The organism is Pseudomonas fulva (assembly GCF_023517795.1).
Classification (GTDB): domain Bacteria; phylum Pseudomonadota; class Gammaproteobacteria; order Pseudomonadales; family Pseudomonadaceae; genus Aquipseudomonas; species Aquipseudomonas fulva_D.
Genome location: NZ_CP082928.1, coordinates 2,763,652 through 2,786,789, shown reverse-complemented (window position 1 = coordinate 2,786,789; position 23,138 = coordinate 2,763,652). Strand labels below are relative to the sequence as shown.

Here is a 23,138-nt window from a genome sequence, read left to right as displayed (position 1 = left end):
GCCAACTTGCCGACAGAGACCGCTGCCGGGGCCTGGAGCGGGCTGCTATGATGCCGCGCTTTCGTGGATCGGCAACGCGATATGGCACGTGAAGTGCTTTGCTTGCGCTCTGCATACTTCAACGCGCGTTCGCTGCCATCGGAGCTCCGCATGCTGGAAAGACTGTTCCAACTCAACGCACACAACACCAACGTGCGCACCGAAATACTCGCCGGTGTCACCACCTTCCTCACCATGGCCTACATCCTGTTCGTCAACCCGAGCATCCTCGGCGAAACCGGCATGGACAAGGGCGCGGTGTTCGTCGCCACCTGCCTGGCGGCGGCCTTCGGCTCGGCGGTGATGGGCCTGATCGCCAACTACCCGATCGCCCTGGCGCCGGGCATGGGCCTCAATGCCTTCTTCACCTACACCGTGGTGATGGGCATGGGCCACACCTGGCAGGTCGCCCTCGGCGCGGTATTCCTGTCGGCGTGCCTGTTCTTCCTGCTGTCGATCTTCAAGATCCGCGAGTGGATCATCAACAGCATTCCGCTGGAGCTGCGCTCGGCCATCGCCGCGGGCATCGGCCTGTTCCTGGCGCTGATCGCCCTGCAGAACGCCGGCATCGTCGCCGCCAACCCGGCGACCATGGTCGGCCTCGGCGACCTGGGCTCGCCCGCCGCGCTGCTGGCGATCCTCGGTTTCTTCCTGATCATCGGCCTGGAAGCGCTGCGGGTGACCGGTGCGGTGCTGATCAGCATCCTGGTGGTCACCGGCCTGAGCATACTGCTCGGGGTCAGCGAGTTCGGCGGCGTGGTATCGATGCCGCCGTCCCTGGCGCCGACCTTCATGCAACTGGACATCGCCGGCGCGCTGGATGTCGGCCTGATCAGCGTGATCTTCGCCTTCCTGTTCGTCGACCTGTTCGACAACTCCGGCACCCTGATCGCCGTGGCCAAGAAGGCCGGCCTGATGCGCAAGGACGGCCACCTGCCGAAGATGGGCCGTGCGCTGATCGCCGACAGCACCGCGGCCCTGGGCGGCTCGCTGCTGGGCACCTCGACCACCACCAGCTACATCGAATCCGCCGCTGGCGTCAGCGCCGGCGGGCGCACCGGCCTGACCGCCATCGTGGTTGCCGTGTTGTTCCTGTTCGCCCTGTTCTTCGCGCCGCTGGCCGGCAGCGTACCGGCCTTCGCCACCGCCCCGGCGCTGCTGTTCGTGGCCGTGCTGATGGCCTCGGGCATGGCCGAGATCGAGTGGAGCGATATCACCGTCGCCGCGCCGGTGGTGGTCACTGCGCTGGCCATGCCGCTGACCTACTCCATCGCCACCGGTATCGCCTTCGGCTTCATCACCTGGGTTGCCGCCAAGACCCTGGCCGGGCGGTTCCGCGAGCTCAATGGCATGCTCGTCGCCCTGGCGATCTTCTGCGTGATCAAGCTGGCGTTGTTCTAGGTAGAAGGCTGCTGCGCGTCGGCCCTGCGGCGTTAAAAACAGGCTCGGATAGCCGCTTGCGGCTAACGCGCTTAAGCGCGGCCCGGAGGGCGAGCGAAGCGAGTAATGCTCATGTACAAAAGTACACTCCACTTCCTCGCCTGTTTTTGCGGGGCCGCCGAGGCCTTGCATGGCTCTAGCTCGCGAGCCTTCAAGCCCGTAGCGCGCACTCAGGAGCGAAGCGAACAGTCCGCCAAACCGCGCCAATCCTGACCAACCGCAACGGCGTACTGCTTCGCGAGTACGCCCTACGCGCTGATCGGCCATTACGCTCCCACAGGAAATGCATTGATCGCTCCCACGCTCCGCGTCCTGCCCCCACCAATAATCGACGACACCGGCACGCTGGCAGCGGAATCGCTACAATGGCGCCCCGTTTTCCTGCCGCACGAGTGACCGATGAGCCGTCCTGCATTCGACCCCGCCGCCTACGACGCCCAACTCGCCGAGAAGAAGGCCCGCCTGGTCGAGCTGCTGGCGCCCTTCGCTGCCCCTGAGCCCGAGGTGTTCGAGTCGCCGCGCGAGTATTACCGCCTGCGTACCGAATTCCGCCTGTGGCGCGAGGCCGGCAGCGAAAGCCGTCATTATGCGATGTTCGAGGCCGGCGACAAGTACAGCCCGATCTTCTTCGAAGACTTCCCCGTCGCCAGCCTGCGCATCAACGCGCTGATGCCGCGCCTGAAGGCCGCCTGGCAGGCCAGCCCGGCGCTGGGCTTCAAGCTGTTCCAGGTCGAGTTCCTGACGACCCTGACCGGCGATGCGCTGATCACCCTGTGCTACCACCGCCCGCTCGACGACGCCTGGGAAGCCGCTGCCGCCCTGCTGGCGGAAGAGCTGCAGGTCAGTGTGGTCGGCCGCTCGAAGGGCAAGCGCATCGTCGTTGGCCGTCCCTACGTGGAAGAGGAGCTGCAGGTCGCCGGCCGCACCTTCCGCTATCGCCAGCCGGAAGGCGCCTTCACCCAGCCCAATGGCGAGGTGTGCCAGAAGATGCTCGGCTGGGCCTACGATGTACTGGGCCAGCGCGATGACGACCTGCTGGAGCTGTACTGCGGCAACGGCAACTTCACCCTGCCCCTGGCCACCCGGGTGCGCCAGGTGCTGGCCACCGAGATCAGCAAGACCTCGGTCAACGCCGCCCTGGCCAACCTGGCCGACAACGGCATCGACAACGTCACCCTGGTGCGCCTGTCCGCCGAGGAGTTGACCGAGGCGCTCAATGAAGTGCGCCCGTTCCGCCGCCTGGCCGATGTCGACCTGAAGAGCTACGACTTCGGCAGCGTGTTCGTCGACCCACCCCGCGCCGGCATGGATCCCGATACCTGCGAACTGACCCGCCGCTTCGAGCGCATCCTGTATATCTCCTGCAACCCGGAGACCCTGGCGCAGAACATCGCCCAGCTGCACGACACCCACCGCATCGAGCGCTGCGCGCTGTTCGACCAGTTCCCCTATACACATCACATGGAATCAGGCGTGCTACTGGTGCGCCGCTAACGGATGGAGTACAGCGCGAGCCAGGCTCGCGCTGCCATCGCACTATTGCGCCGATAGCTGGCGAATCAACGCCACCGTCAGGTACAGGCGCGGGGCGATGCTCGACAGCTCGATGTACTCGTCGTCGGCATGCAGACCGGCGCCCACCACCCCCATGGTTTCCAGCACCGCCGGCTTGTCGCTGCCCGGTACGTAGGCGTAGCCGGCATCGGTGCCGAAGCGCATGGCGATCGGTTCGATGCTGCGATCGATCCTGGCATAGAGCGCCTGGGCCTGCTTGGCCAACTGCTCGGAGCCCGCGTTCCTGGCCAGCGGCGGGCGCCCCTTCTCCAGACGCACCGTGACCTCGGTGCCGTCGATCAGCTTTTTCTCCACCAGGCGTTGCGCGTCGGCCAGCACCCGGTCGCTTTCGCTCAGGTTCGAGTAGCGCATGTCCGCCTCGGCCGAGGCGCTGGCGGGAATGATATTGCGTTTGTCGCCGGCCTTGACCATGGTCCAGTTGACCGTGGTGCCCTTGGCCGGATCGCCCAGGTCCTTGAGCTGCAGCATCTGGTGCGCCAGCTCCATGGCCGCGTTACGCCCGGCCTCCGGGGCCGAGCCCGCGTGGGAGGACTTGCCCTTGACCTCGAGCATCACGCCGTTGATGCCGTTGGTGGCGACGGTTACCGCATCCTTGTCTGGCGGCTCGTACGAGAACACGTAGTCATGCTGGCGTGCCAGTTCGCCGATGATCGTCTTCGAGCCGGCTGAGCCGGTTTCCTCATCGGGGTTGAACAGCACGGTCAGGGTGCCGAAGCCATCGAACTTGTCGTCCTGCAGCAGCTTCAGCGAATGCAGGATCATCGCCACGCCACCTTTGGCATCGGCCACGCCGGGGCCATAAGCGCGCTCGCCCTCGACCTTGAACGGCCGCTTGGCGGCGGTGCCCGGCAGGAACACCGTGTCGTAGTGAACCATCAGCAAGAAGGATTTACTGCCGGCGCCCTTGAAGGTGCCGACGATATTGTCGCCCGCCGACGGGCTGGCCGGGCTCGTTTCGACCTTGGCGCCCAGCGCCTTGAGCCGTTCGACCAACAGGGCGCTGACGGTCTTCAGGCCCGGCTCCTGACCGGTGCCGGTATCGACGTTGACCAGTTGCTCGACGGTGGCGAGGTACGGCTTCTGTTCGGCTGCGGCTCTCTCGAGTAACGCGTCAGGCGCCAGGTCGGCGGCGAGCACGGAAAACGACAGGAATGAGAGCGCGAGGGCGGCGGTAATCGGTGAGCGTCGAATGGGCATGCGCGGTCCTTTCTCGATAGGGTGTCCTTGCAGCCTTGACCAAGATGGGCCGCCTCGCCAGCCGATGGCATCGATTAAGGTCACTGCGCCGCTGAATTGCCAAGCGCGATCAGGCCCGGGATGGCGTTCATCCCGGGCCTGATCGTGTTCAAGGCAGGCTACGGATCAGATGCTCTTTTCGAAGATCTTCGAATTGCGCTGGAAGTTGTACAGCGAGGCACGGGCGGCCGGCAGGCGGTCGACGCTGCTGGGCTCGAAGCCACGCTCGCGGAACCAGTGGGCGGTGCGGGTGGTGAGCACGAACAGGGTGTTGATGCCCTTGGCCCGGGCGCGCTCCTCGATGCGTTCGAGCAACTCGTCACCACGGCCGCCATGGCGATATTCCGGGTTGACCGCCAGGCAGGCCAGCTCGCCACAGGTCGAGTCGGCGATCGGGTAGAGCGCCGCGCAGGCGATGATCATGCCGTCACGCTCGACGATGCTGAAGTGGCCGATCTCGCGCTCCAGCACTTCCCGCGAACGGCGCACCAGAATGCCCTGCTCCTCCAGCGGCGTGATCAGGTCGATCAGCCCACCGACGTCGTTGATGTCGGCCTCACGCAGCGACTCGAACTGCTCGGGGTCGACCATGGTGCCGCCACCGTCGCGGGTGAACAGCTCGGTGAGCAGTGAGCCGTCGCCGGTGTAGCTGACGATATGGCTGCGCTTCACACCGCCTCGGCACGCCTGGGCGGCGGCATCCAGCAGCTCGCCCTGGTAGTCGCTGCCCAGGCGCTGCACGTGGGCCGGCACCTGCTGCGGGCGCAACTCGCGAATCAGCTTGCCGTCCTCGTCGAGCAGACCCTGCTGGCTGCTGAACAGGATCAGCTTGTCGGCGGCCAGGTCGGTGGCCGCGCGCATGGCCACGTCTTCGCAGGCCAGGTTGAAGATCTCGCCAGTGGGCGAATAACCGAGCGGCGACAGCAGCACGATATTGCGCTCGTCGAGCTGGCGGTTGATGCCCTTGCGGTCGATACGCCGCACTTCGCCGGTGTGGTGGTAGTCGACGCCATCGAGCACGCCGATGGGCCGCGCGGTGACGTAGTTACCGCTGCTCACCCGCAGCCGCGAGCCCTGCATGGGCGAGGCGGCGATGTCCATCGACAGCCGCGCCTCGATGGCGATGCGCAGCTGGCCGACGGCATCGATCACACATTCCAGGGTGGCGCTGTCGGTTACCCGCAGGTCGCGGTGATAGCGCGGCTGCAGGCCACGGGCGGCCAGGCGCGCCTCGATCTGCGGGCGCGAGCCATGCACCAGCACCAGGCGCACGCCCAGGCTGTGCAGCAGCACCAGGTCATGGACGATATTGCCGAAATTCGGATGGGCCACGCCCTCGCCCGGCAGCATGACCACGAAAGTGCAGTCGCGGTGGGCGTTGATGTAGGGCGAAGCGTGACGGAGCCAGTTGACGTAGTCGTACATGTGCGGCGAAACCCTTGGGAGAACGAAAGAAGCATCGAGGGGTGCGAGGCAGCTGGCCTCGCAGGCAGGCGCGGTGCGTTATCGTCGTCGCAATGCCATCAGCGAAATGCTCCTCATCTCAGCGCGGGCTCAGGCAGTAGTGCTGAATCAGTTGGCGCAGCAGCTGCACCGTGGGAATCAGGCGGTCGGTATCCAGGTACTCGCCCGGCTGGTGGGCGCAGTCGATATCGCCGGGGCCGAGCACCAGGGTTTCACAGCCCAATTGCTGGAAATACGGCGCTTCGGTGCCGAAGGCCACCGCGGCAGCGGTGTGCCCGGTCAGCCGCTCGGCGACGCGCACCAGCTCGGCATCGGCCGATTGCTCGTAGGGCGGCACGGCGGGAAACAGCGGCGCGAAATCGATGCTCACCTCATGGCGCTCGGCCAAAGGCTGCAGCTTCTGGCGGATCGCCGCACGCAGCGCTTCGGGCTGCATGCCCGGCAATGGCCGAAGGTCGAATTCCAGGGAGCACTGACCGCAGATGCGATTGGGGTTGTCGCCGCCATGGATGCAGCCGAAATTCAGGGTCGGCTGCGGCACGCTGAACTGCGGGTTGCGGTACTCCTGCTGCCACTGCCGACGCAGCTGCATCAGTTCGCCCATCACCTCGTGCATGGCATCCAGGGCACTGCGCCCCAGGGCCGGGTTGGAGGAGTGGCCGCTCTGCCCGAGGATATCGATGCGCTCCATCATCACGCCCTTGTGCAGGCGGATCGGCTTGAGCCCGGTGGGCTCGCCGATCACCGCGGCACGGCCCAGCGGCCGGCCGGCTTCGGCCAGCGCCCGGGCGCCGGACATCGAACACTCCTCGTCGCAGGTGGCGAGGATGATCAGTGGCTGCTTGAAGGGTTGGTCGAGCAGCGTCTGCACCGCCTCGATGATCAGCGCGAAAAAGCCCTTCATGTCACACACGCCGAGGCCGACCCAGCGATCACCGGTGTCGGTGAGCTTGAGCGGGTCGCTCTGCCACAGGGCTTCATCGAACGGTACGGTGTCGCTGTGCCCGGCCAGCACCAGGCCGCCGGGGCCGCTGCCGTAGGTGGCGATCAGGTTGAACTTGCCCGGCTCGACCTGCTGCTTTTCGCAGGCGAACCCCAGCTCGCTGAGCCAGTTGGCCAGGAGGTCGATGACCGGCTGGTTGGATTGATCCAGGGCGGGCTGGGTGCAACTGACCGATGGCACGGCGATCAGCGCCGCGAAGCGATCCTTGAGGGGGAGAAATGACATGGCGGCTCTCTCGGGTCGGTCGCCTCATCATAGAGTGAAGCGTTGCCGGCGAGAACCGCCAATGGAGAATCGCTGTTTTTCAGGGCCGGCAATCGGGTAGGAGTGGCTTTAGCCACGAGCTTTTCATCGGGTTACAAAGCGCTCGGGGCTAAAGCGGATCGCCGCCCGGCCCCTCCTACCCAAGGACTCTGCTCATTGACGGCCGTGCAGCAGACCGTCAAAGGATCACAGGAAGATCAGCATGAAGATTTCGAGATAAATGATCGCCAGCGCTGCACCAATCGGCAGGGTCACCACCCAGGAGGTGAAGATGCGCCCGACCACCGCCAGGTTGAGCGCGCCGATGCCCCGCGCCATGCCGATGCCCAGTACCGCGCCGACCAGCGTATGGGTGGTGGAGATCGGCAGGCCGATGCCCGAAGCGGCGACCACGGTGGCGGCGGTGGCCAGCTCGGCGGCGAAACCGCGGCTCGGGGTCAGCTGGGTGATCTTCTTGCCGATGGTGGCGATCACCTTCCAGCCATAGGTGGCCAGGCCGATGACGATACCCACGGCGCCCATCAGCAGCACCCAGCCGGGTACCGAGGACTGGCCGCCGATGGCCATGTCGCCACCCGCCTCGATTACCCCGACCACCGCGGCCAGCGGGCCGACGGCGTTGGAAACGTCACTGGCGCCGTGGGCGAAGGCCATGGAGCAGGCGGTGAAGATCATCAGCACCGCGAAGACCTTCTCGACGCTGGCGAAGTGGAAGTCCTTGTCGGCTTCCTCGTCCAGCTTGATGCGGCGCAGCAGCAGGATGCCCAGGCCGGCCACCAGCAGGCCGACGCCGGCGGACAGCAGAATGCTCTGGCCGGTGGTGAAGTTCAGGCCGACGTGCTTGAGGCCCTTGGTGAAGGTCATCAGCGCCAGCATGAAGCCGGTCAGGAACATGTACACCGGCACCCAGCGCTTGGCGTTGCGAAACGGATCCTCGGTGTCGAAGATCAGCCACTGCACGCTCATGAACAGGCCGAAGGCCAGCAGGCCGGAGATGAACGGGGTGACCACCCAGCTGGAAACGATGGGCACCAGGCCGCCCCAGTTCACCGCATCGACCGACACGCTGACCGAGGCGAAGCCGATGATCGCGCCGACGATCGAGTGGGTGGTGGACACCGGCCAGCCGCGGATCGAGGCGATCAGCAGCCAGGTACCGGCCGACAACAGCGAGGCCATCATGCCCAGCACGAACATGTCGGCGGGGATCACCGAGGCATCGACGATGCCGTTCTTGATGGTTTCGGTGACCTGACCACCGGCCAGATAGGCACCGCAGAATTCGAAGACCATGGCGATCAGGATCGCCTGCTTGATGGTCAGCGCCTTGGCACCCACCGAAGTACCCATGGCATTGGACACATCATTGGCACCAACGCCCCACGCCATGAACAAACCAAAGCAGCAGGCCATCACGAGGAGTACGAAACCGTAGTCCGCGACAAGAGACATAGAGATTTACCTGTAAACCCAGAAAGGATGCTGGCGGCTCAGCGCGCCAGCAGTTGTTCCAGTCGGTTGCCCACGCGCTCGGCGCGATCGGCAATGTCTCCGACCCAGTCGATGATCCGGTAGAGGAACATCACATCGACTGCGGGAAGATCCTTTTCCAGTTTGAACAAGGTGCGGCGCACCTCGATCTGCTGGCGGTCGGTTTCGCGCTCGATTTCCTCGAGTTCCTCGACCATGCGCTCGACCAGGGTGGCCTCACGACCGGCGAAACCGGCCTCGAGCAGCGAATCCAGCTCCTTCATCGCCTTGAGTGCCTGGGCACTGGCGTCCACGCACCGCTGCACGTACGCCAGCATCAGCGGCTGCAGATCGGTAGGAATGGTCATGGAACGGCCCAGCATCAACCCGGCGATATCCTTGGCCCGGTTGGCGACCTTGTCCTGGGTGCTCAGCAACTCCAGCAGGTCGGAACGTGGCACCGGCAGGAACAGGCTCTTGGGCAGGTGCATGCGCACGTTCTTCTTGAGCTTGTCCGCCTCGTTCTCCAGGCGCACCATCGCCTGTTGCACCTGCTCGACCCGCGTCCAGTCTTCGGCCATCACCGCCTCGAAGAATGGCACCAGGTTGGCGGCGCATTCGTGAGCCTTGGCGATATGCTGTTGCATCGGCCCGATCGGTGAGCGGCCGAACAGGCTGCTGATGAACGGATTGCTTGGCATGGGGGTGACCCCTGTCTGTCAAAGAGGCGGCAAGTATACGGATGACATCCTGAGCAGGCCAGCACGTGTCATCTGATGGTAATAAAGTCGTATTTCGTCACTTATTTCCCACGAAAAACAGATTAACTTCGGGGAAACTAGCCACATGAATATTTCAGGCACCTCACTCCCAGGCGTCGGTGGCACTCGCCGACCTGCATCCGCCGCGCTTTTCCTCTACCCTGTACGGCCTAACGTGCGAGGCAACGCCTCGCACCGTGCAACCCCCGCCGCCGTCGCCGCTTCACCGAGCCCTCGCAATGAATAAAGAAACCGAAATCAAACTGCGCGCCAGTCGCGAAACCCTGGCCGCCCTGCAATCCCACCCGCTGCTGAAGAAACGCAGCAAGGCCGGCTGGGAGACGAGCGAGCTGTTCAACCAGTATTTCGACACCGAGGCCCGCGACCTCGCAGCCGCCCGGGTAGCCCTGCGCCTGCGCAAGGATGGCGAGCAGATCATCCAGACCCTCAAGAGCCGCGGCCAGAGCGTGGCCGGACTGTCGGAGCGCAACGAGTGGGACTGGTACCTGAGCAAGGCCAAGCTGGATCTCAAGAAACTCGATGACAGCTGCTGGCCGGCCGCCCTGGCCGAGCTGGACAAGAAGCAGCTCAAGCCGATCTTCACCACCGACTTCGTGCGCCAGCGCGCCGAGATCGCCTGGGGCCGCGGCAAGGCTCGGGTGGTCATCGAGGCGGCGCTGGACCTGGGCAAGGTGATCGCCGGCAAGCAACAGGAAGAAATCTGCGAACTGGAACTGGAGCTGCGCCAGGGCGAGCCCGAGGCGCTGCTGGAACTGGCCGCCGAGCTGGCCGCCGACCTGCCCTTGATGCCCTGCGACATCAGCAAGGCCGAGCGCGGCTACCGCCTGTTCGACGAGGCCAGCTACGGCCTGCAACTCCCCACCCCGCAACTGGATGCCGAGCAGAGCCTGGACGACGCCGTGGCCGCCATCGGCTGGTTCCTGCTCGGCAGCAGCCAGCGCCTGGCCGAACAGTACCGCCACAACGGCCACTGGCGCCTGCTGGTCGACTGGCTGGACTGCCTGGTGGAGCTGCGCGCCCTGTTCGGCAGCCTCGGCCAGGCCGCCCCGCGGGCCAGCACCAGCGAACTGCGCCAGGTACTCGATGCCCTGCTGGAAGACTGGCGCCCCCGGGTACAGGCCGGTCAGCAGGACGACGCCGCGCGCCAGGAGGCGCCGGCCCAGTTCGCCGCCGAACTGGCGCAGACCCGCTGGGGCCGGTTCTCGCTGAACACCTCGCGCTGGCTGCTGGCCCGCAGCTGGACCAGCGCGCGCAACAAGCGTGGCGATCGCCAGGGCGCCGCGGCGCTGCAAAGCTGGCTGCCGACCTTCTTCGCCGAAGAAGGCCGCGACCTGCAACTCAAGCGCTACCAGCAGCAGCCCGAGGACCTGGCCGAGCAACTGCCGCGCCTGGAGCGCCTGCTGCTCTGGCTGCACCTGGCCCGCGGCACGCTCGACGTTGCCGAGACCGACCGGCTGTTCGGCGAGCTCAACAAACTGGCTGAACTGGCCAAGCGCCCGCTGAGTCCAGAGGAACTGGAGGCGCGCATGACCCAGGCGCAGATCATCATGAGCCTCAAGCCCTGGAAAGCGCTGCTGAAGAACGGCTGATGCACACGGCAGGTGGCCCCCCACCTGCCCCGCTCGACGACAGGATGCCCCTCGATGTTCAAACTCAGCCTGAAATCCATCGCCGCCACCTGGCTCACCGGCCTGCTGGCGCTGCTGCCCCTGGCCCTGACCATGGTGGTGCTGGCCTGGCTGGTCAGCCTGCTCAATAACCTGATCGGCCCGTCCACGGCCATCGGCCGGCTGTTCGCTGCGCTCGGCACGCCGTTCGCCAGCAACCCCTACCTGGCCTACCTGCTCGGTACCCTGGTGCTGCTGATCAGCCTCTATCCCCTCGGCCTGGCGGTGAAACTGGGCCTGCGCCGCCCGCTCGGCTGGCTGATCGACGTGACCCTGCGGCGTACCCCGCTGATCGGCAACTTCTACAACCTGGCCGACCGCTTCGTCGGCCTGCTCGACAAGAAGAACACCGACATCACCAGCATGCGCCCGGTGTGGTGCTTCTTCGGCGGCGGCGATGGGGTGGCGGTGCTGGCCCTGCAGCCGACCTCCGAGACGGTGGAGCTGGAAGGCCGCCCGCACCTGGCGATCCTGGTGCCGACGGCGCCGATTCCGGTTGGCGGCGGCCTGCTCTACGTGCCGGCCGAATGGGTGAAGCCGGCCAACATGGGCGTCGACGCGCTGACCAGCATCTATGTGTCCATGGGCCTCACGCCGCCGCCCTCCCTGCCGGCGCAGAGCCTGGAAGATGGCCGCGACAGCGAGGCGCCAGCCACGCCGCAGCAGTTGCCGCCGGCTGACGAGCAACCACCCAGGCCGCAGGCCTGATAGCTGAACCTTGAACCGGCGCTTAGTCGGCGCCGGTTCAATCAGGCATGCTGCTAGCGTTATTAGAATACGTCGCCATCAGGAGCCCGCATGTCCAGCCTTTCGCCTGCCGCCGCCGACCGCCTGCTGGACCTCAACGAACTGTTGCGCGAGCTGGTCGGCCAGGGACGCATCGCCCAGGAAAGCGCCGAGCAGTGCCTGGCGATCCGCCGCAGTGGCGCCAATACCGACCTGCACCCGCTGGAGTTCCTGGCTGCCCAGCAACTCGAGGATCAGTCGCGCCCGGGCCGCGTTCTCGACCTGGAAAGCCTGACCCTCTGGCTGGCCCAGCTGGCCGGGCAGCCCTACATGCGCATCGACCCGCTGAAGATCGACGCCGCGGCGGTCACCCCGCTGATGTCCTACGCCTTCGCCCAGCGCCACAGGATCCTTGCCGTGGCGGTGAGTGCCGAGGCGGTGACCATTGCCAGCGCCCAGCCGTTCATGCACAGCTGGGAGGCCAACCTCGTCCACGTGCTCAAGCGGCCGATCAAGCGCGTGGTGGCCAACCCGGCGGACATCCAGCGCTTCACCGTGGAGTTCTACCGCCTGGCCCGCTCGGTCAGCGGCGCCACCAACAGCGATGCGAAGATCAGCAACGTCGGCAACTTCGAGCAACTGCTCAACCTCGGCGCCCAGGATCAGGAGCCGGACGCCAACGATGCCCACGTGGTGAACATCGTCGACTGGCTGTTCCAGTACGCCTTCCAGCAACGCGCCAGCGACATCCATATCGAGCCGCGCCGCGAACAGGGCAGCGTACGCTTTCGTATCGACGGCGTGCTGCACACCGTCTACCAGTTCCCCGCCCAGGTCACCATGGCCATCGTCAGCCGCCTGAAGACCCTGGGCCGGATGAACGTCGCCGAAAAGCGCAAACCCCAGGACGGCCGGGTGAAGACCAAGACGCCGGCCGGCAACGAGGTGGAACTGCGCCTGTCGACCCTGCCTACCGCCTTCGGCGAGAAGATGGTGATGCGCATCTTCGACCCCGACGTGCTGCTGCGCGGTTTCGACCAACTGGGCTTCAGCCCCGATGACCTCAAGCGCTGGGAAAGCATGACCCGCCAGCCCAACGGCATCATCCTGGTCACCGGCCCCACTGGCTCGGGCAAGACCACCACGCTGTACACCACCCTCAAGCAGCTGGCCACCGAGGAAGTGAACGTGTGCACCATCGAAGACCCCATCGAGATGATCGAGGGCGCCTTCAACCAGATGCAGGTGCAGCACAACATCGACCTGACCTTCGCCAGCGGCGTACGCGCGCTGATGCGCCAGGACCCGGACATCATCATGGTCGGCGAGATCCGCGACCTGGAAACCGCCGAGATGGCCATCCAGGCGGCATTGACCGGTCACCTGGTGCTCTCCACCCTGCACACCAACGACGCGCCGAGCGCCATTACCCGTCTGCTCGAACTGGGCGTGCCGCACTACCTGCTCAAGGCGACCTTGCTGGGTGTCATGGCCCAGCGCCTGGTGCGCACCCTGTGCCCGCACTGCAAGGCGCCGGTGGAGTTCGACGAGGCCGACTGGCAGGAACTGACCCGCCCCTGGAACGCCCCGCTGCCAACCGGCGCACACCGCGCCGTGGGCTGTGTCGAATGCCGGGAAACCGGCTACCGCGGACGCGCCGGGGTGTACGAGATCATGCTGCTGAACGACAGCCTGAAACCCTTGATCAGCGCCGATACCGACCTCACGCCGCTACGCCGCCAGGCCTTCAAGGATGGCATGCGCAGCCTGCGCCTTTCCGGTGCGCAAAAGATCGCCGCCGGGCAGACCACACTCGAAGAGGTATTGCGCGTGACACCGCAAAGCGAGCAGCGCTAATCTGCGCGAACGCGGGCCCAGGGAAGCCCGCCTACGCCAGGAGCGGCGCCATGAATATCCGCCAGAAGATGCTCGCCTGTGGGGCCGTCAGTATCGTTGCCACGCTTCTGGTCGGAGGCATCGGCCTGTGGGGCCAGGCGCAGTTGGGTGAGGCCCTGGCGGCCAACGAAATCAATGCCAATGCCCTGCGCCACCACATGGATGGCGACATGATGCACGACGCCCTGCGCGCCGACGTGCTCGGCGCCTTTCTCACCGCTCCCGGCGATGCCGCAGCCGCCGCCCAGGCCCGCGACGATCTCGAGGAACACAGTGCGCGCTTTCGCCAGGCCATGGCCAAGAATGCGGCATTGCCGCTGGCCCCGGACATTCGACAGGCCATCGACGAGGTTGGTCCGGTGCTGGAGGCCTACATTCAGTCGGCCACCCGCATCGTCGAACAGGCCCTCGTCGACCCGGTGGCGGCGCGCGCGCTGATGGCCGACTTCTCGCGCAGCTTCGCCGAACTGGAAGTGCGCAACGAAGCGATCAGCGAGCAGATCGAAGCCAGCGTCGCCCAGACCCGCGCACAAACCGAAGCCGTGGTGCAGCAGGCCTCCTGGTGGCAATGGGGCAGCCTGGGCGTCGCCTGCCTGTTGATCCTGGCGATCACCCGGCAGTTGCTGCGCTCGGTGCTGCAGCCCCTGGCCAAGATCATCCAGGCCGCGCGCGCCATGGCTCAGGGCAATCTGCGCGCGCCCATCAGCGTCGACAGCCGCGACGAAGCCGGCCAATTGCAGCAGAGCCTGGCCGACATGCAGGCCAGCCTGCGGCAGATGATCGAAACCATCCGCACCGAGAGCGAGGAATTGCGCCGCGCCTCCCAGCACCTGAGCCAGACCTCCAGCGAAGTGGCACGCGGCGCCAGCGAACAGGCCGAAGGTGCCACCAGCATGGCCGCCGCCATGGAACAGATGATCGGCAATATCGCCCAGATCGCCGAACACACCCGCAGCGCCCGGGACATTGCCGAGCAGTCCGAACAGCTGACCACCAGCGGCGGGCAGGTGATCGTCGGCGTGGTCGATGGCATGAACCACATTGCCGATGCGGTCAATCAGTCGTCGCAGACCGTCACCGTGCTGGGCCAGTCATCCGAGGAAATCGACTCGATCATCCAGGTGATCCGCGGCATTGCCGAACAGACCAACCTGCTGGCGCTCAACGCCGCCATCGAGGCGGCGCGTGCCGGGGAAGCCGGCCGCGGTTTCGCCGTGGTGGCCGATGAAGTCCGCGGCCTGGCGGCCCGTACCGCGCAGTCGACCGAGGAAATCACCGCGATGATCCAGCGCATCCGCGAATCCACCGCCCAGGCGGTGAAGAGCATGGACGCCGGGGTCAACCGGGTCGGCGAGGGCGTCGGCATGGCTCGCCAGGCCAATGCCTCGATCACCGAGATTCGCCAGGGCGTGCAGCGCTCGGCGCAGATGGTCGACGAGATCGCCCACACCATCACCGAGCAGTCCAAGGCCAGCAACGAAGTCGCCGAGCGGGTGGAAATGATCAGCGAGGTGGCCCAGCGCAACAACCGGGCCATGCAGGAACTGGCGCAGATGCTGGTGCAGATGGACAACTCCGCCCAGGCCATGCAGGCCTCGGTCAGGCGCTTCGAGCTCTAGCGTGCAGGTGGCGGCAACCCTGGCTGTTGCCCCGCAAGCCGGTGGAACCAGTAGCCCGTGGCCCGACTCTCAAGGAGAGGAAAACCCACAAGGAGTCATTGCCATGCGCCGTTCAAGTTCGTTGCTGCTCGCCGGCCTGTTTCTGGCCGCTGCCACCCAGGTCCATGCCGTCAACCTGCGCGACGTCCTGTCGTCGGGGGCGACCACCGCGTCGACCTACCTGACCTTCAAGGACAACAAGATGATCGTCCCCGCCCAGGATGACGCCAGCAGCTATATCGCCAGCAACGGCGAAATCCGCGGCCCTTATCTGGAGGCGGCGCTGCAGAAGATCCGCACCGACAACCCGGATCTGCAAGCCAGCGACATGGAGCTGGCCACCGCGATTCTCACTGCCCAGCAGTAAAGAAGCGCTCCACTGCCCAGCAGTGACAAGAAAGCCGGCCCAGGGGCCGGCTTTCTCGTCTGGGATTCAGCCGTCGATACTTGCTTGGTAGCCCGCGCTGTCCAGCAGCTTCTGCAGTTGCGAGGCATCGCTGGGCTGCAACTTGAAGAACCAGCTGCCGTATGGGTCGTTGTTGACGCTTTCCGGGCTGTCGGCCAAGGCTTCGTTGATGGCGATCACTTCGCCACCGACTGGCGCGTAGATGTCGGAAGCGGCCTTCACCGACTCGACCACACCGGCTTCCTGGCCCGCATCGAGCACCTTGCCGATTTCCGGCAGCTCGATGAACACCACATCACCCAGCGCTTCCTGTGCATGGTCGGAGATGCCCACGGTCACGCTGCCGTCGGCTTCCAGGCGTGCCCATTCGTGGCTGGTGGCGTAACGCAGATCGGCGGGGATAGAGCTCATGTTGTCGTTCCTCATCAGACAGGACGGCGACCGCGCCGTCCGGGGAATTTAGCAGGCGCGCACGGACGCGTCAGCGTAGACGTTAGATCAACACCTTGCCATGGCGCACGAAACTCGGCTGCACCACGCGCAGCGGATACCACTTGCCGCGAATTTCCACTTCCGCGCGGTCACCGGTCTTCGCCGGTACGCGGGCCAACGCGATGGATTTGCCCAGGGTCGGCGAGAAGCTGCCGCTGGTGATCTCGCCTTCGCCGACGCCGTCGACGCGCACCACCTGGTGCGCACGCAACACGCCACGCTCCTCGAGCACCACACCGACCAGACGCGGGTGTTCGCCAGCCGCGTGCTGGCGCTGCAGGGCCTCGCGACCGATGAAGGCACGCCCGGCCGGCTCCCAGGCAACCGTCCAGGCCAGGTTGCAGGCCAGCGGCGAGGCCTGCTCGTCCATGTCCTGGCCATAGAGATTCAGGCCCGCCTCCAGGCGCAGGGTGTCGCGCGCACCAAGGCCGATGGGGGAAATGCCGGCGCCGACCAGGTCGTTGAAGAACGCCACGGCTTCGCCGGCCGGTAGCATGATTTCCAGACCGTCCTCGCCGGTGTAGCCGGTGCGGGCGATGAACCAGTCGCCATCGGGCAGGCCCTGGAAGGGCTTGAGCTCGTGGATCAGGCCGGCACGTGCCTGGCTGACCAGCTCGGCAGTGCGGGCGCGGGCCTTGGGGCCTTGCACGGCGAACATCGCGAAGTCGCTGCGCTCGCGCAACTCGACGGCGAACTCGCTGCTGTGGGCGCGCATCCAGGCCAGGTCCTTGTCGCGGGTGGCGGCATTGACCACCAGCCGGTAGGCCGGTACTTCGACGGTATCGAGCAGGTAGACGATCAGGTCGTCGATCACCCCACCCTGTTCGTTGAGCATGGCGCTGTAGAGGGCCTTGCCCGGGTTTTGCAGACGCGCCACGTCGTTGGCCAGCAGGCGCTGCAGATACGGCCTGGCATCGGCGCCCTGCACGTCGACCACGGTCATGTGGGAGACGTCGAACACCCCGCAGTCGCGGCGGACCTGATGATGCTCCTCGACCTGGGAGCCGTAGTGCAGCGGCATGTCCCAGCCGCCGAAATCGACCATCTTGGCGCCGAGCGCCAGGTGCAGGTCGTAAAGAGGTGTGCGCTGTCCCATGGGATCTCCTTCCGGGCGTTGCAAGGCTGGGGCGTGCGTGAAATGGGCCATTCCAGGTGAATTTGGAGCTGGCTGCATGGCGGGCCACAGCGAATGGCGCGCATTGTAGCCGCATGGTCGGGGCCGGTCATCTCGCACATTGGCAGGCCGTGTAACAAAGCGCCCGGCGGGCTCTGGCGAGGGGCCCTGGGATCGCCAGATGACCGCTTATCCGATTCGCTGGGCGGAACGGCGGATCAGCACGATGACCGGCAGCAGCCCCACCAGCACCAGGGTCAGCGCCGGCAGCGCGGCGCGCGCCCACTCGCCTTCGCTGGTCATCTCGAAGATGCGCACCGCCAGGGTGTCCCAGCCGAAGGGACGCATCAGCAGCGTGGCCGGCATTTCCTTGAGCACGTCGACGAAGACCAGCAGGGCCGCCGACAGCACGCCGGGCATCAGCAGCGGCAGGTACAGGCGCCCGAACAATGCCACGCCGCCGACCCCCAGACTGCGCGACGCCTGGGCCAGCGATGGGCGAATGCGCGCCAGGCTGGTTTCCAGGGGCCCATGGGCCACCGCCAGAAAGCGGATCAGGTAGGCCAGCAGTAGCGCGCCCAGGCTGCCCAGCAACAGCGCCTTGCCGGCGCCCCCGAGCCACCTCGACAAGGGAATGACCAGGCCGTTGTCCAGGGTGCTGAAGGCCAGCATGATCGCCACCGCCAGCATCGAGCCGGGCAGCGCGTAGCCGAGGTTGGCCAGGCCGATGGTGGCGCCCATCAAGCGGGTTGGTGCCTGGCGCCGGGCGAAGGCCAGCAGCAGGGCCACCGCCACGGTGATCAGCGCCGCCAGGGCGCCCAGGTACAGGGTATGGAGGATCAGCGCCAGGTAGCGCTCATCGAGGTCGAAGCGCCCGCGTTGCCAGAACCACACCAGCAACTGCAGCATCGGGATCACGAAAGCGCAGGCGAACACCAGCAGGCACCAGGCGCTGGCCGCCAGCGCCCGCAGGCCGCTCAGGCGATACAGCGCGCCGCTGCGCGGCCGCTCGACGGCGGGCCGTACGGCGCCACGGGCACGCCGCTCGCCGTAGAGCACCAGCATCACCGCGAACAGCAGCAGGCAGGCCAGTTGCGCCGCGCTGCCCAGGCTGTAGAAGCCGTACCAGGTCTTGTAGATGGCGGTGGTGAAGGTGTCGAAGTTGAATACCGAGACCGCGCCGAAATCGGCCAGGGTCTCCATCAGTGCCAGGGCCAGGCCAGCGCCGATCGCCGGCCAGGCCACCGGCAAGGCCACTCGCCAGAATGCCTGCCAGGGCGTGTGGCCGAGCGTGCGCGCCGCCTCCAGCAGCCCCTTGCCCTGGGCCAGGAAGGCATTGCGCGCCAGCAAGTAGACGTAGGGGTAGAACACCAGCACCAGGACGATGATCACCCCGGCGGTGGAACGCACCCTGGGAAAACGCACCCCGCTGCCCAGCCATTCGCGCATTGCGCTCTGCACAGGCCCGGCGAAATCCAGCAGGCCGACGAACACGAAGGCCAGCACGTAGGCGGGAATCGCGAAGGGCAGCATCAGCGCCCAGTCCAGCCAGCGCCGGCCGGGAAATTCGCAGAGGCTGGTCAGCCAGGCCAGGCTCACGCCGAGCAGCGTCACTCCGACTCCGACGCCGAGCACCAGCGTCACCGTGTTGCCGATCAGCCGCGGCAGCTGGGTCTGCCACAGGTGCGACCAGATCTGCCGATCGACCTCGTGCCAGCTCGCCAGCAGCACAAGCAATGGCATAAGCACCAGCAGGGCCACGGCAAAGGCGATGGGGTACCAGCGGGTCTGATGGGCCACACACACTCCAAAACGTATAAAGCACGACGCCCCGGACAATGCCGGGGCGTCGCCTGCAAGCGCCTGACTAGCCGCTGACGGCACGTTCAGGCACAGCGGTCAGTAATCAGTTCCAGCCAGCGCGATCCATCAGGCGAATGGCCTCGGCCTGGCGCTTGCCGGCCACTTCCACGGCGATGCTGTCGGCCCTGAACTCACCCCAGGAGGCGACTTCCGCCGAGGGCTTCACCTGTGGGTTGGCCGGAAACTCCTTGTTGGCGTCGGCAAAGATGTTCTGCGCCTCGGCGCTGGTCATCCACTCGACCAGCTTCTGGGCAGCCTCGGGGTTCGGTGCGTGCTTGGTCAGACCAACGCCGGACAGGTTGACGTGCACGCCGCGGTCTTGCTGGTTCGGCCAGAACAGCTTGGCCTTCAGGTCCGGGTTCTGCTCGTGCAGGCGACCGAAATAGTAGGTGTTGACGATACCCACGTCGCACTGGCCGGCGGCCACGGCGTTGATCACCGAGTTGTCGTCCGGGAACGGGTCGGTGGCCAGGTTATTGACCCAGCCCTTGATGATCGCTTCGGCCTTGGCATCGCCGTGGGTCTCGATCAGGGTGGCGGTGAGCGACTGGTTGTAGACCTTCTTGCTGGTGCGCAGGCACAGGCGGCCTTCCCAGTTCTTGTCGGCCAGGGCTTCATAGGTGGTCAGCTCGCCGTCCTTCACCCGCTCCGGCGAGTAGACGAGGGTACGGGCGCGCAGCGACAGGCCGGTCCAGGCACCACTGGCGGCGCGATATTGGGCGGGAATGTTGGCGTCGACGACGGTGGATTTCATCGGTTGCAGAATGCCCATCTGCTCGGCCTGCCAGAGGTTGCCGGCGTCGACGGTGATCAGCAGATCCGCCGGGGTGTTCTCGCCTTCGGCCTTGATGCGCGCCATCAACGGCGCTTCCTTGTCGGTGATGAACTTCACCGCCACACCGCTCTTGGCGGTGTAGGCGTCGAACACCGGCTTGATCAGCTCGTCGATACGCGAGGAATAGACCACGACCTCATCAGCGGCCTGCACGGCACTGGCCAGGGTGCTGAGGGTGAAAACGGCGAGAAGCGCGCGACGTACCGACATGGCAGGGTCCTTGTGAGCGATAAGGGAGCGAGGATGATAGTGACTCGCATCTGCACCGCACACCGGGAGGTCATTGCCAGATATTACAGCGCCATCATGCCCTGGCCAGCGCCGGCAGGTCGCCGCTCAGACCCAGGGCCTGGCGCACGAACAATGCCTTGGCGTCTTCCAGGCCATTGACCAGATCCAGACCGGCGTTGCGCGCCAGGCGCAGCGTCAGTGAATCGCTCTGGAACAGGCGCTGGAAGCCTTCCATGGCTGCCATCATCGTCAGGTTGTGGGGCATGCGCCGGCGTTCGTAGCGGCTCAGCACGCGCTCATCGGCCAGCCGCTCCCCCCGGGCAGCGGCTTGTGCCAACACCTCGGCCAATACCGCGGCATCCAGGAAGCCGAGGTTGACGCCCTGCCCGGCCAGCGGGTGGATGGTGTGGGCGGCATCACCGATCAGCGCCAGGCCCGGCTCCACGTAACGCTTGGCATGGCGCTGGCGCAGCGGAATGCACAGCCGACGATCCACCTGCAGCACCTGGCCCAGGCGGTATTCGAATGCCTGGCCGAGGGCGGTGGAAAAAGCCTGGTCATCCAGCGCCATCAGCCCGGTCGCCTGCTCCGGCGTGGTCGACCAGACGATCGAGCACCAGTGCTCGCCGTCGCGCTCGCCCAGCGGCAGGAAGGCCAGCGGCCCCTCGTCGGTGAAGCGTTGCCAGGCCGTCGCCTGATGAGCCTCGGCGCAGCGCACGCTGGTGACGATGGCATGGTGCAGGTAATCCCATTCGCGGGTTTCGCAGCCCGCCAGGCGGCGCACCGCCGAGTTGGCGCCATCGGCGGCAATCACCAGCGGCGTGCGCAATTCGCGGCCGTCGGCCAGGGTCAGCAACCAGTCATCGCCGGAGTGGCGCATGCGCTCCAGGCGCGCATCGGCCAACAGGCCGACGTCGCTGTCATGCAGGCGCTCGACAAGGGCGTCCTGTACCACACGGTTCTCGACGATATGGCCGAGGGTCAGTGCATGCACGCTGGCGGCGCTGAAATGGATATGGCCGGTGCCGCTGCCGTCCCACACGTGCATCTCGCTATAGGGGCAGCTGCGCCGCGCCAGCACGCCGGGCCAGGCGCCGAGGCGCTCGAGAATGCGCTGGCTGGCCATCGACAGGGCGCTGACCCGCGGCTCATAGCCGGCGCTGGCGTCGAAAGGCTCGACGCGCATCGGCCCGCCGTCGAGCACCAGGCACTCCAGGCCCTGCTCGCGCAAGGCCAGCGCCAGGGCGCTGCCCACCATTCCGGCACCGACGATGATCAGGTCTGCACGCATCTCGTTCATATCCTCAGGCTGCCTGTCGCACACGCGGCTTGAGCCGCACGTAAAGCGTCTTGTTGACCCGCGCCACCAGGGCGCCGCTGCCATCGCGCACCTCGACCGGCAATTCGGGCAGGTACTTGTCGCCGCCAGCGGTGCGCTCGCGCACCTGGTCGATGAAGGCCTGATCGATGGCGAAGGAGGCGAACACCGGGCCGCGGCCGGGCGCGATGAAATCGATGCTGGCGGCCTTGTCCCAGACCACGTAATCGCGGCCCAGGTTCTCCATCAGCATCAACATGTAGAAGGGATCAGTCATCGAATACAGGCTGCCGCCGAACTGGGTACCCACGTAATTGCGGTTGTACCAGCGCAGCGCCATCCGTATATCGACCTGGCGAAAGTCCGGGGCGATGCGGCGAATCCATACCCCGGCGCCCAGGTAGGGCGGATAGAGGTTCATGATCCAGCGCAGCACACGGGCCTTGCGCGCCAGCTGGCGCGCAGTCATTGCGGGTTACCGCGGGTACCCATGCCCATGGCCTGGCGGGCGAACCAGCGCTTGGCCGGCGGCAGCAGCTCGAGCCCCAGCAGGCCCAGGTTGCGGCCGGCGGCGAGCAGCGGCTGATCGGTGCTGAACAGCCGGGTGACCTGGTCGGAAAACGCCACGGTGCGCGCCTGATCACCAGCCTGAGTATCGGCGTAGCGCTGCAGGGTAGCCAGATCGCCGAGCGGTGCACTGCTCGCCAGCAGGTTATCGGCGAGCGCCCGCACGTCACGCAGCGACAGGTTGAAGCCCTGGCCGGCAATCGGGTGCAGGCTGTGGGCGGCATTGCCGAGCACCACCAGGTTGGCACGCACCTGCTCGGCGGCCTCGATCAGCACCAGCGGATACGGCACCCGTGCACCGACCTGCTTGAGCGCGCCAAGGCGGTAGCCGAAGGCCTGCTGCAACTCGGCCAAAAAGGTACGCTCGTCGAGTTTGAGCAGCCGCTCGATCTGGCGGCTCGGGTGCGTCCACACCAGCGCGCAGCGGTTGTCGGAAAGCGGCAGCAGCGCCAGCGGGCCGGACTCGGTGAAACGCTCGAATGCCTCGCCGCCATGGGTCCGCTCCGGGGTGACATTGGCGATCAGGGCGGTCTGCTCATACGGCCGCTGATTGACGGCGATGCCCAGTTGTTCACGCAGCGACGAACGCCCGCCGTCGGCGAGGATGGCCAGCGAGCAGTCGATCAGGGTTTCATCGTCCAGGGTCAGGCGATAACCCTCGGCGGTGGGCTCCATGCGCTCGACCTGGGCCGGGCAGCGCCACTGGATCACCTCGGCGTCCAGTGCCTGCCACAGGCAGTGGCCGAGCCAGGCGTTTTCCACCACGTAACCCAGGGCCGGCACGTTTTCCTGATCGGCGCTGAGCCGGGCTGCCGCGAAACGCCCGCTGTCGGAGACGTGAATGCGCTCGATGGCGGTGGCCTGTTCGGCAATCGCCGGCCACAGGCCGAGGCCCTCGTAGATCAGCCGCGAGCCGTAGGACAGCGCCGTCGAGCGGGCGTCGTAACTGGGCTGGTAGCCGTCGCCGGGGGCGAAGGGTTCGATCAGCGCGATGCGCCAACCGCGCCTGCGCGCCTCGCCCTGCAGGGCCAGCGCCAGGCTGGCGCCGACCAGGCCGCCACCGATGATCGCCACATCCACGCGCAGCATGGC

Annotated in this window: 19 protein-coding genes; 7 read left to right on the top strand and 12 right to left on the bottom strand. The window is 66.3% G+C overall.

Annotation, left to right across the window (positions count from 1 at the left end; all coding sequences use genetic code 11):
- The first annotated feature begins 150 nt into the window (after positions 1 to 150).
- Entirely contained in the window at positions 151 to 1,440 is a 1,290-nt protein-coding gene (locus K8U54_RS12580; RefSeq protein WP_249906177.1) for an NCS2 family permease, read from the top strand.
- A gap of 438 nt (positions 1,441 to 1,878) precedes the next feature.
- Positions 1,879 to 2,973 carry a tRNA (uridine(54)-C5)-methyltransferase TrmA gene (gene trmA, locus K8U54_RS12575; RefSeq protein ID WP_249906176.1) on the top strand — a complete coding sequence of 365 codons (1,095 nt, stop codon included), beginning with the start codon at positions 1,879 to 1,881 and terminating at the stop codon, positions 2,971 to 2,973.
- Positions 2,974 to 3,015: 42 nt separating this feature from the next.
- Here trmA and K8U54_RS12570 read toward each other — a convergent pair whose 3' ends face one another.
- From K8U54_RS12570 to K8U54_RS12550, 5 genes are all read right to left on the bottom strand, one after another.
- Complete coding sequence (locus K8U54_RS12570) at positions 3,016 to 4,251, bottom strand: M20/M25/M40 family metallo-hydrolase (protein WP_249906175.1); 1,236 nt, start codon at positions 4,249 to 4,251, stop codon at positions 3,016 to 3,018.
- A gap of 165 nt (positions 4,252 to 4,416) precedes the next feature.
- The gene (gene argA, locus K8U54_RS12565; protein ID WP_249906174.1) at positions 4,417 to 5,715 is read right to left on the bottom strand and encodes an amino-acid N-acetyltransferase; all 1,299 of its coding nucleotides are present in this window, start codon (positions 5,713 to 5,715) and stop codon (positions 4,417 to 4,419) included.
- Between the two features lie 118 nt (positions 5,716 to 5,833).
- Complete coding sequence (gene argE / locus K8U54_RS12560) at positions 5,834 to 6,982, bottom strand: acetylornithine deacetylase (RefSeq protein WP_249906173.1); 1,149 nt, start codon at positions 6,980 to 6,982, stop codon at positions 5,834 to 5,836.
- A 225-nt stretch (positions 6,983 to 7,207) separates the two neighbouring features.
- Positions 7,208 to 8,473: an inorganic phosphate transporter gene (locus tag K8U54_RS12555; RefSeq protein ID WP_249906172.1), complete on the bottom strand. Its 1,266-nt coding sequence runs from the start codon at positions 8,471 to 8,473 to the stop codon at positions 7,208 to 7,210.
- A gap of 38 nt (positions 8,474 to 8,511) precedes the next feature.
- The gene (locus K8U54_RS12550) at positions 8,512 to 9,192 is read right to left on the bottom strand and encodes a TIGR00153 family protein (protein WP_249906171.1); all 681 of its coding nucleotides are present in this window, start codon (positions 9,190 to 9,192) and stop codon (positions 8,512 to 8,514) included.
- 299 nt (positions 9,193 to 9,491) lie between these two features.
- Here K8U54_RS12550 and K8U54_RS12545 point away from each other — a divergent pair, with 299 nt between their 5' ends.
- The 5 genes from K8U54_RS12545 to K8U54_RS12525 all read left to right on the top strand — a co-directional run bounded on the left by K8U54_RS12545 (position 9,492) and on the right by K8U54_RS12525 (position 15,587).
- Entirely contained in the window at positions 9,492 to 10,862 is a 1,371-nt protein-coding gene (locus K8U54_RS12545; RefSeq protein ID WP_249906170.1) for an inorganic triphosphatase, read from the top strand.
- Between the two features lie 54 nt (positions 10,863 to 10,916).
- Positions 10,917 to 11,648, top strand: a complete 732-nt coding sequence (locus K8U54_RS12540) for a DUF502 domain-containing protein (RefSeq protein WP_249906169.1) — start codon at positions 10,917 to 10,919, stop codon at positions 11,646 to 11,648.
- A 90-nt stretch (positions 11,649 to 11,738) separates the two neighbouring features.
- Positions 11,739 to 13,523 carry a GspE/PulE family protein gene (locus tag K8U54_RS12535; RefSeq protein ID WP_249906168.1) on the top strand — a complete coding sequence of 595 codons (1,785 nt, stop codon included), beginning with the start codon at positions 11,739 to 11,741 and terminating at the stop codon, positions 13,521 to 13,523.
- A 50-nt stretch (positions 13,524 to 13,573) separates the two neighbouring features.
- Positions 13,574 to 15,181 (top strand): methyl-accepting chemotaxis protein, encoded by a 1,608-nt coding sequence (locus tag K8U54_RS12530; protein WP_249906167.1) that lies wholly within the window; start codon positions 13,574 to 13,576, stop codon positions 15,179 to 15,181.
- A 103-nt stretch (positions 15,182 to 15,284) separates the two neighbouring features.
- Positions 15,285 to 15,587 carry a DUF2388 domain-containing protein gene (locus K8U54_RS12525; RefSeq protein WP_070886036.1) on the top strand — a complete coding sequence of 101 codons (303 nt, stop codon included), beginning with the start codon at positions 15,285 to 15,287 and terminating at the stop codon, positions 15,585 to 15,587.
- 66 nt (positions 15,588 to 15,653) lie between these two features.
- Here the strand turns inward: K8U54_RS12525 and gcvH are convergent, their stop codons facing one another.
- The 7 genes from gcvH to ubiH all read right to left on the bottom strand — a co-directional run bounded on the left by gcvH (position 15,654) and on the right by ubiH (position 23,135).
- A complete protein-coding gene (gcvH, locus tag K8U54_RS12520; RefSeq protein WP_249906166.1) occupies positions 15,654 to 16,037 on the bottom strand; it encodes a glycine cleavage system protein GcvH in 384 nt (127 codons plus the stop codon).
- 82 nt (positions 16,038 to 16,119) lie between these two features.
- Positions 16,120 to 17,214, bottom strand: coding sequence for a glycine cleavage system aminomethyltransferase GcvT (gene gcvT, locus K8U54_RS12515; RefSeq protein WP_249906165.1), 1,095 nt, complete (start codon positions 17,212 to 17,214; stop codon positions 16,120 to 16,122).
- 207 nt (positions 17,215 to 17,421) lie between these two features.
- The gene (locus K8U54_RS12510; RefSeq protein WP_249910442.1) at positions 17,422 to 18,975 is read right to left on the bottom strand and encodes an ABC transporter permease; all 1,554 of its coding nucleotides are present in this window, start codon (positions 18,973 to 18,975) and stop codon (positions 17,422 to 17,424) included.
- A 163-nt stretch (positions 18,976 to 19,138) separates the two neighbouring features.
- The gene (locus tag K8U54_RS12505; RefSeq protein ID WP_249906164.1) at positions 19,139 to 20,140 is read right to left on the bottom strand and encodes an extracellular solute-binding protein; all 1,002 of its coding nucleotides are present in this window, start codon (positions 20,138 to 20,140) and stop codon (positions 19,139 to 19,141) included.
- Positions 20,141 to 20,234: 94 nt separating this feature from the next.
- Complete coding sequence (locus K8U54_RS12500) at positions 20,235 to 21,452, bottom strand: 2-octaprenyl-3-methyl-6-methoxy-1,4-benzoquinol hydroxylase (protein WP_249906163.1); 1,218 nt, start codon at positions 21,450 to 21,452, stop codon at positions 20,235 to 20,237.
- Between the two features lie 13 nt (positions 21,453 to 21,465).
- Entirely contained in the window at positions 21,466 to 21,948 is a 483-nt protein-coding gene (locus tag K8U54_RS12495; RefSeq protein WP_249906162.1) for a DUF4442 domain-containing protein, read from the bottom strand.
- Positions 21,945 to 23,135 (bottom strand): 2-octaprenyl-6-methoxyphenyl hydroxylase, encoded by a 1,191-nt coding sequence (gene ubiH / locus K8U54_RS12490; protein WP_249906161.1) that lies wholly within the window; start codon positions 23,133 to 23,135, stop codon positions 21,945 to 21,947. The genes K8U54_RS12495 and ubiH overlap by 4 nt, the downstream gene beginning before the upstream one ends.
- Positions 23,136 to 23,138: the final 3 nt, after the last annotated feature.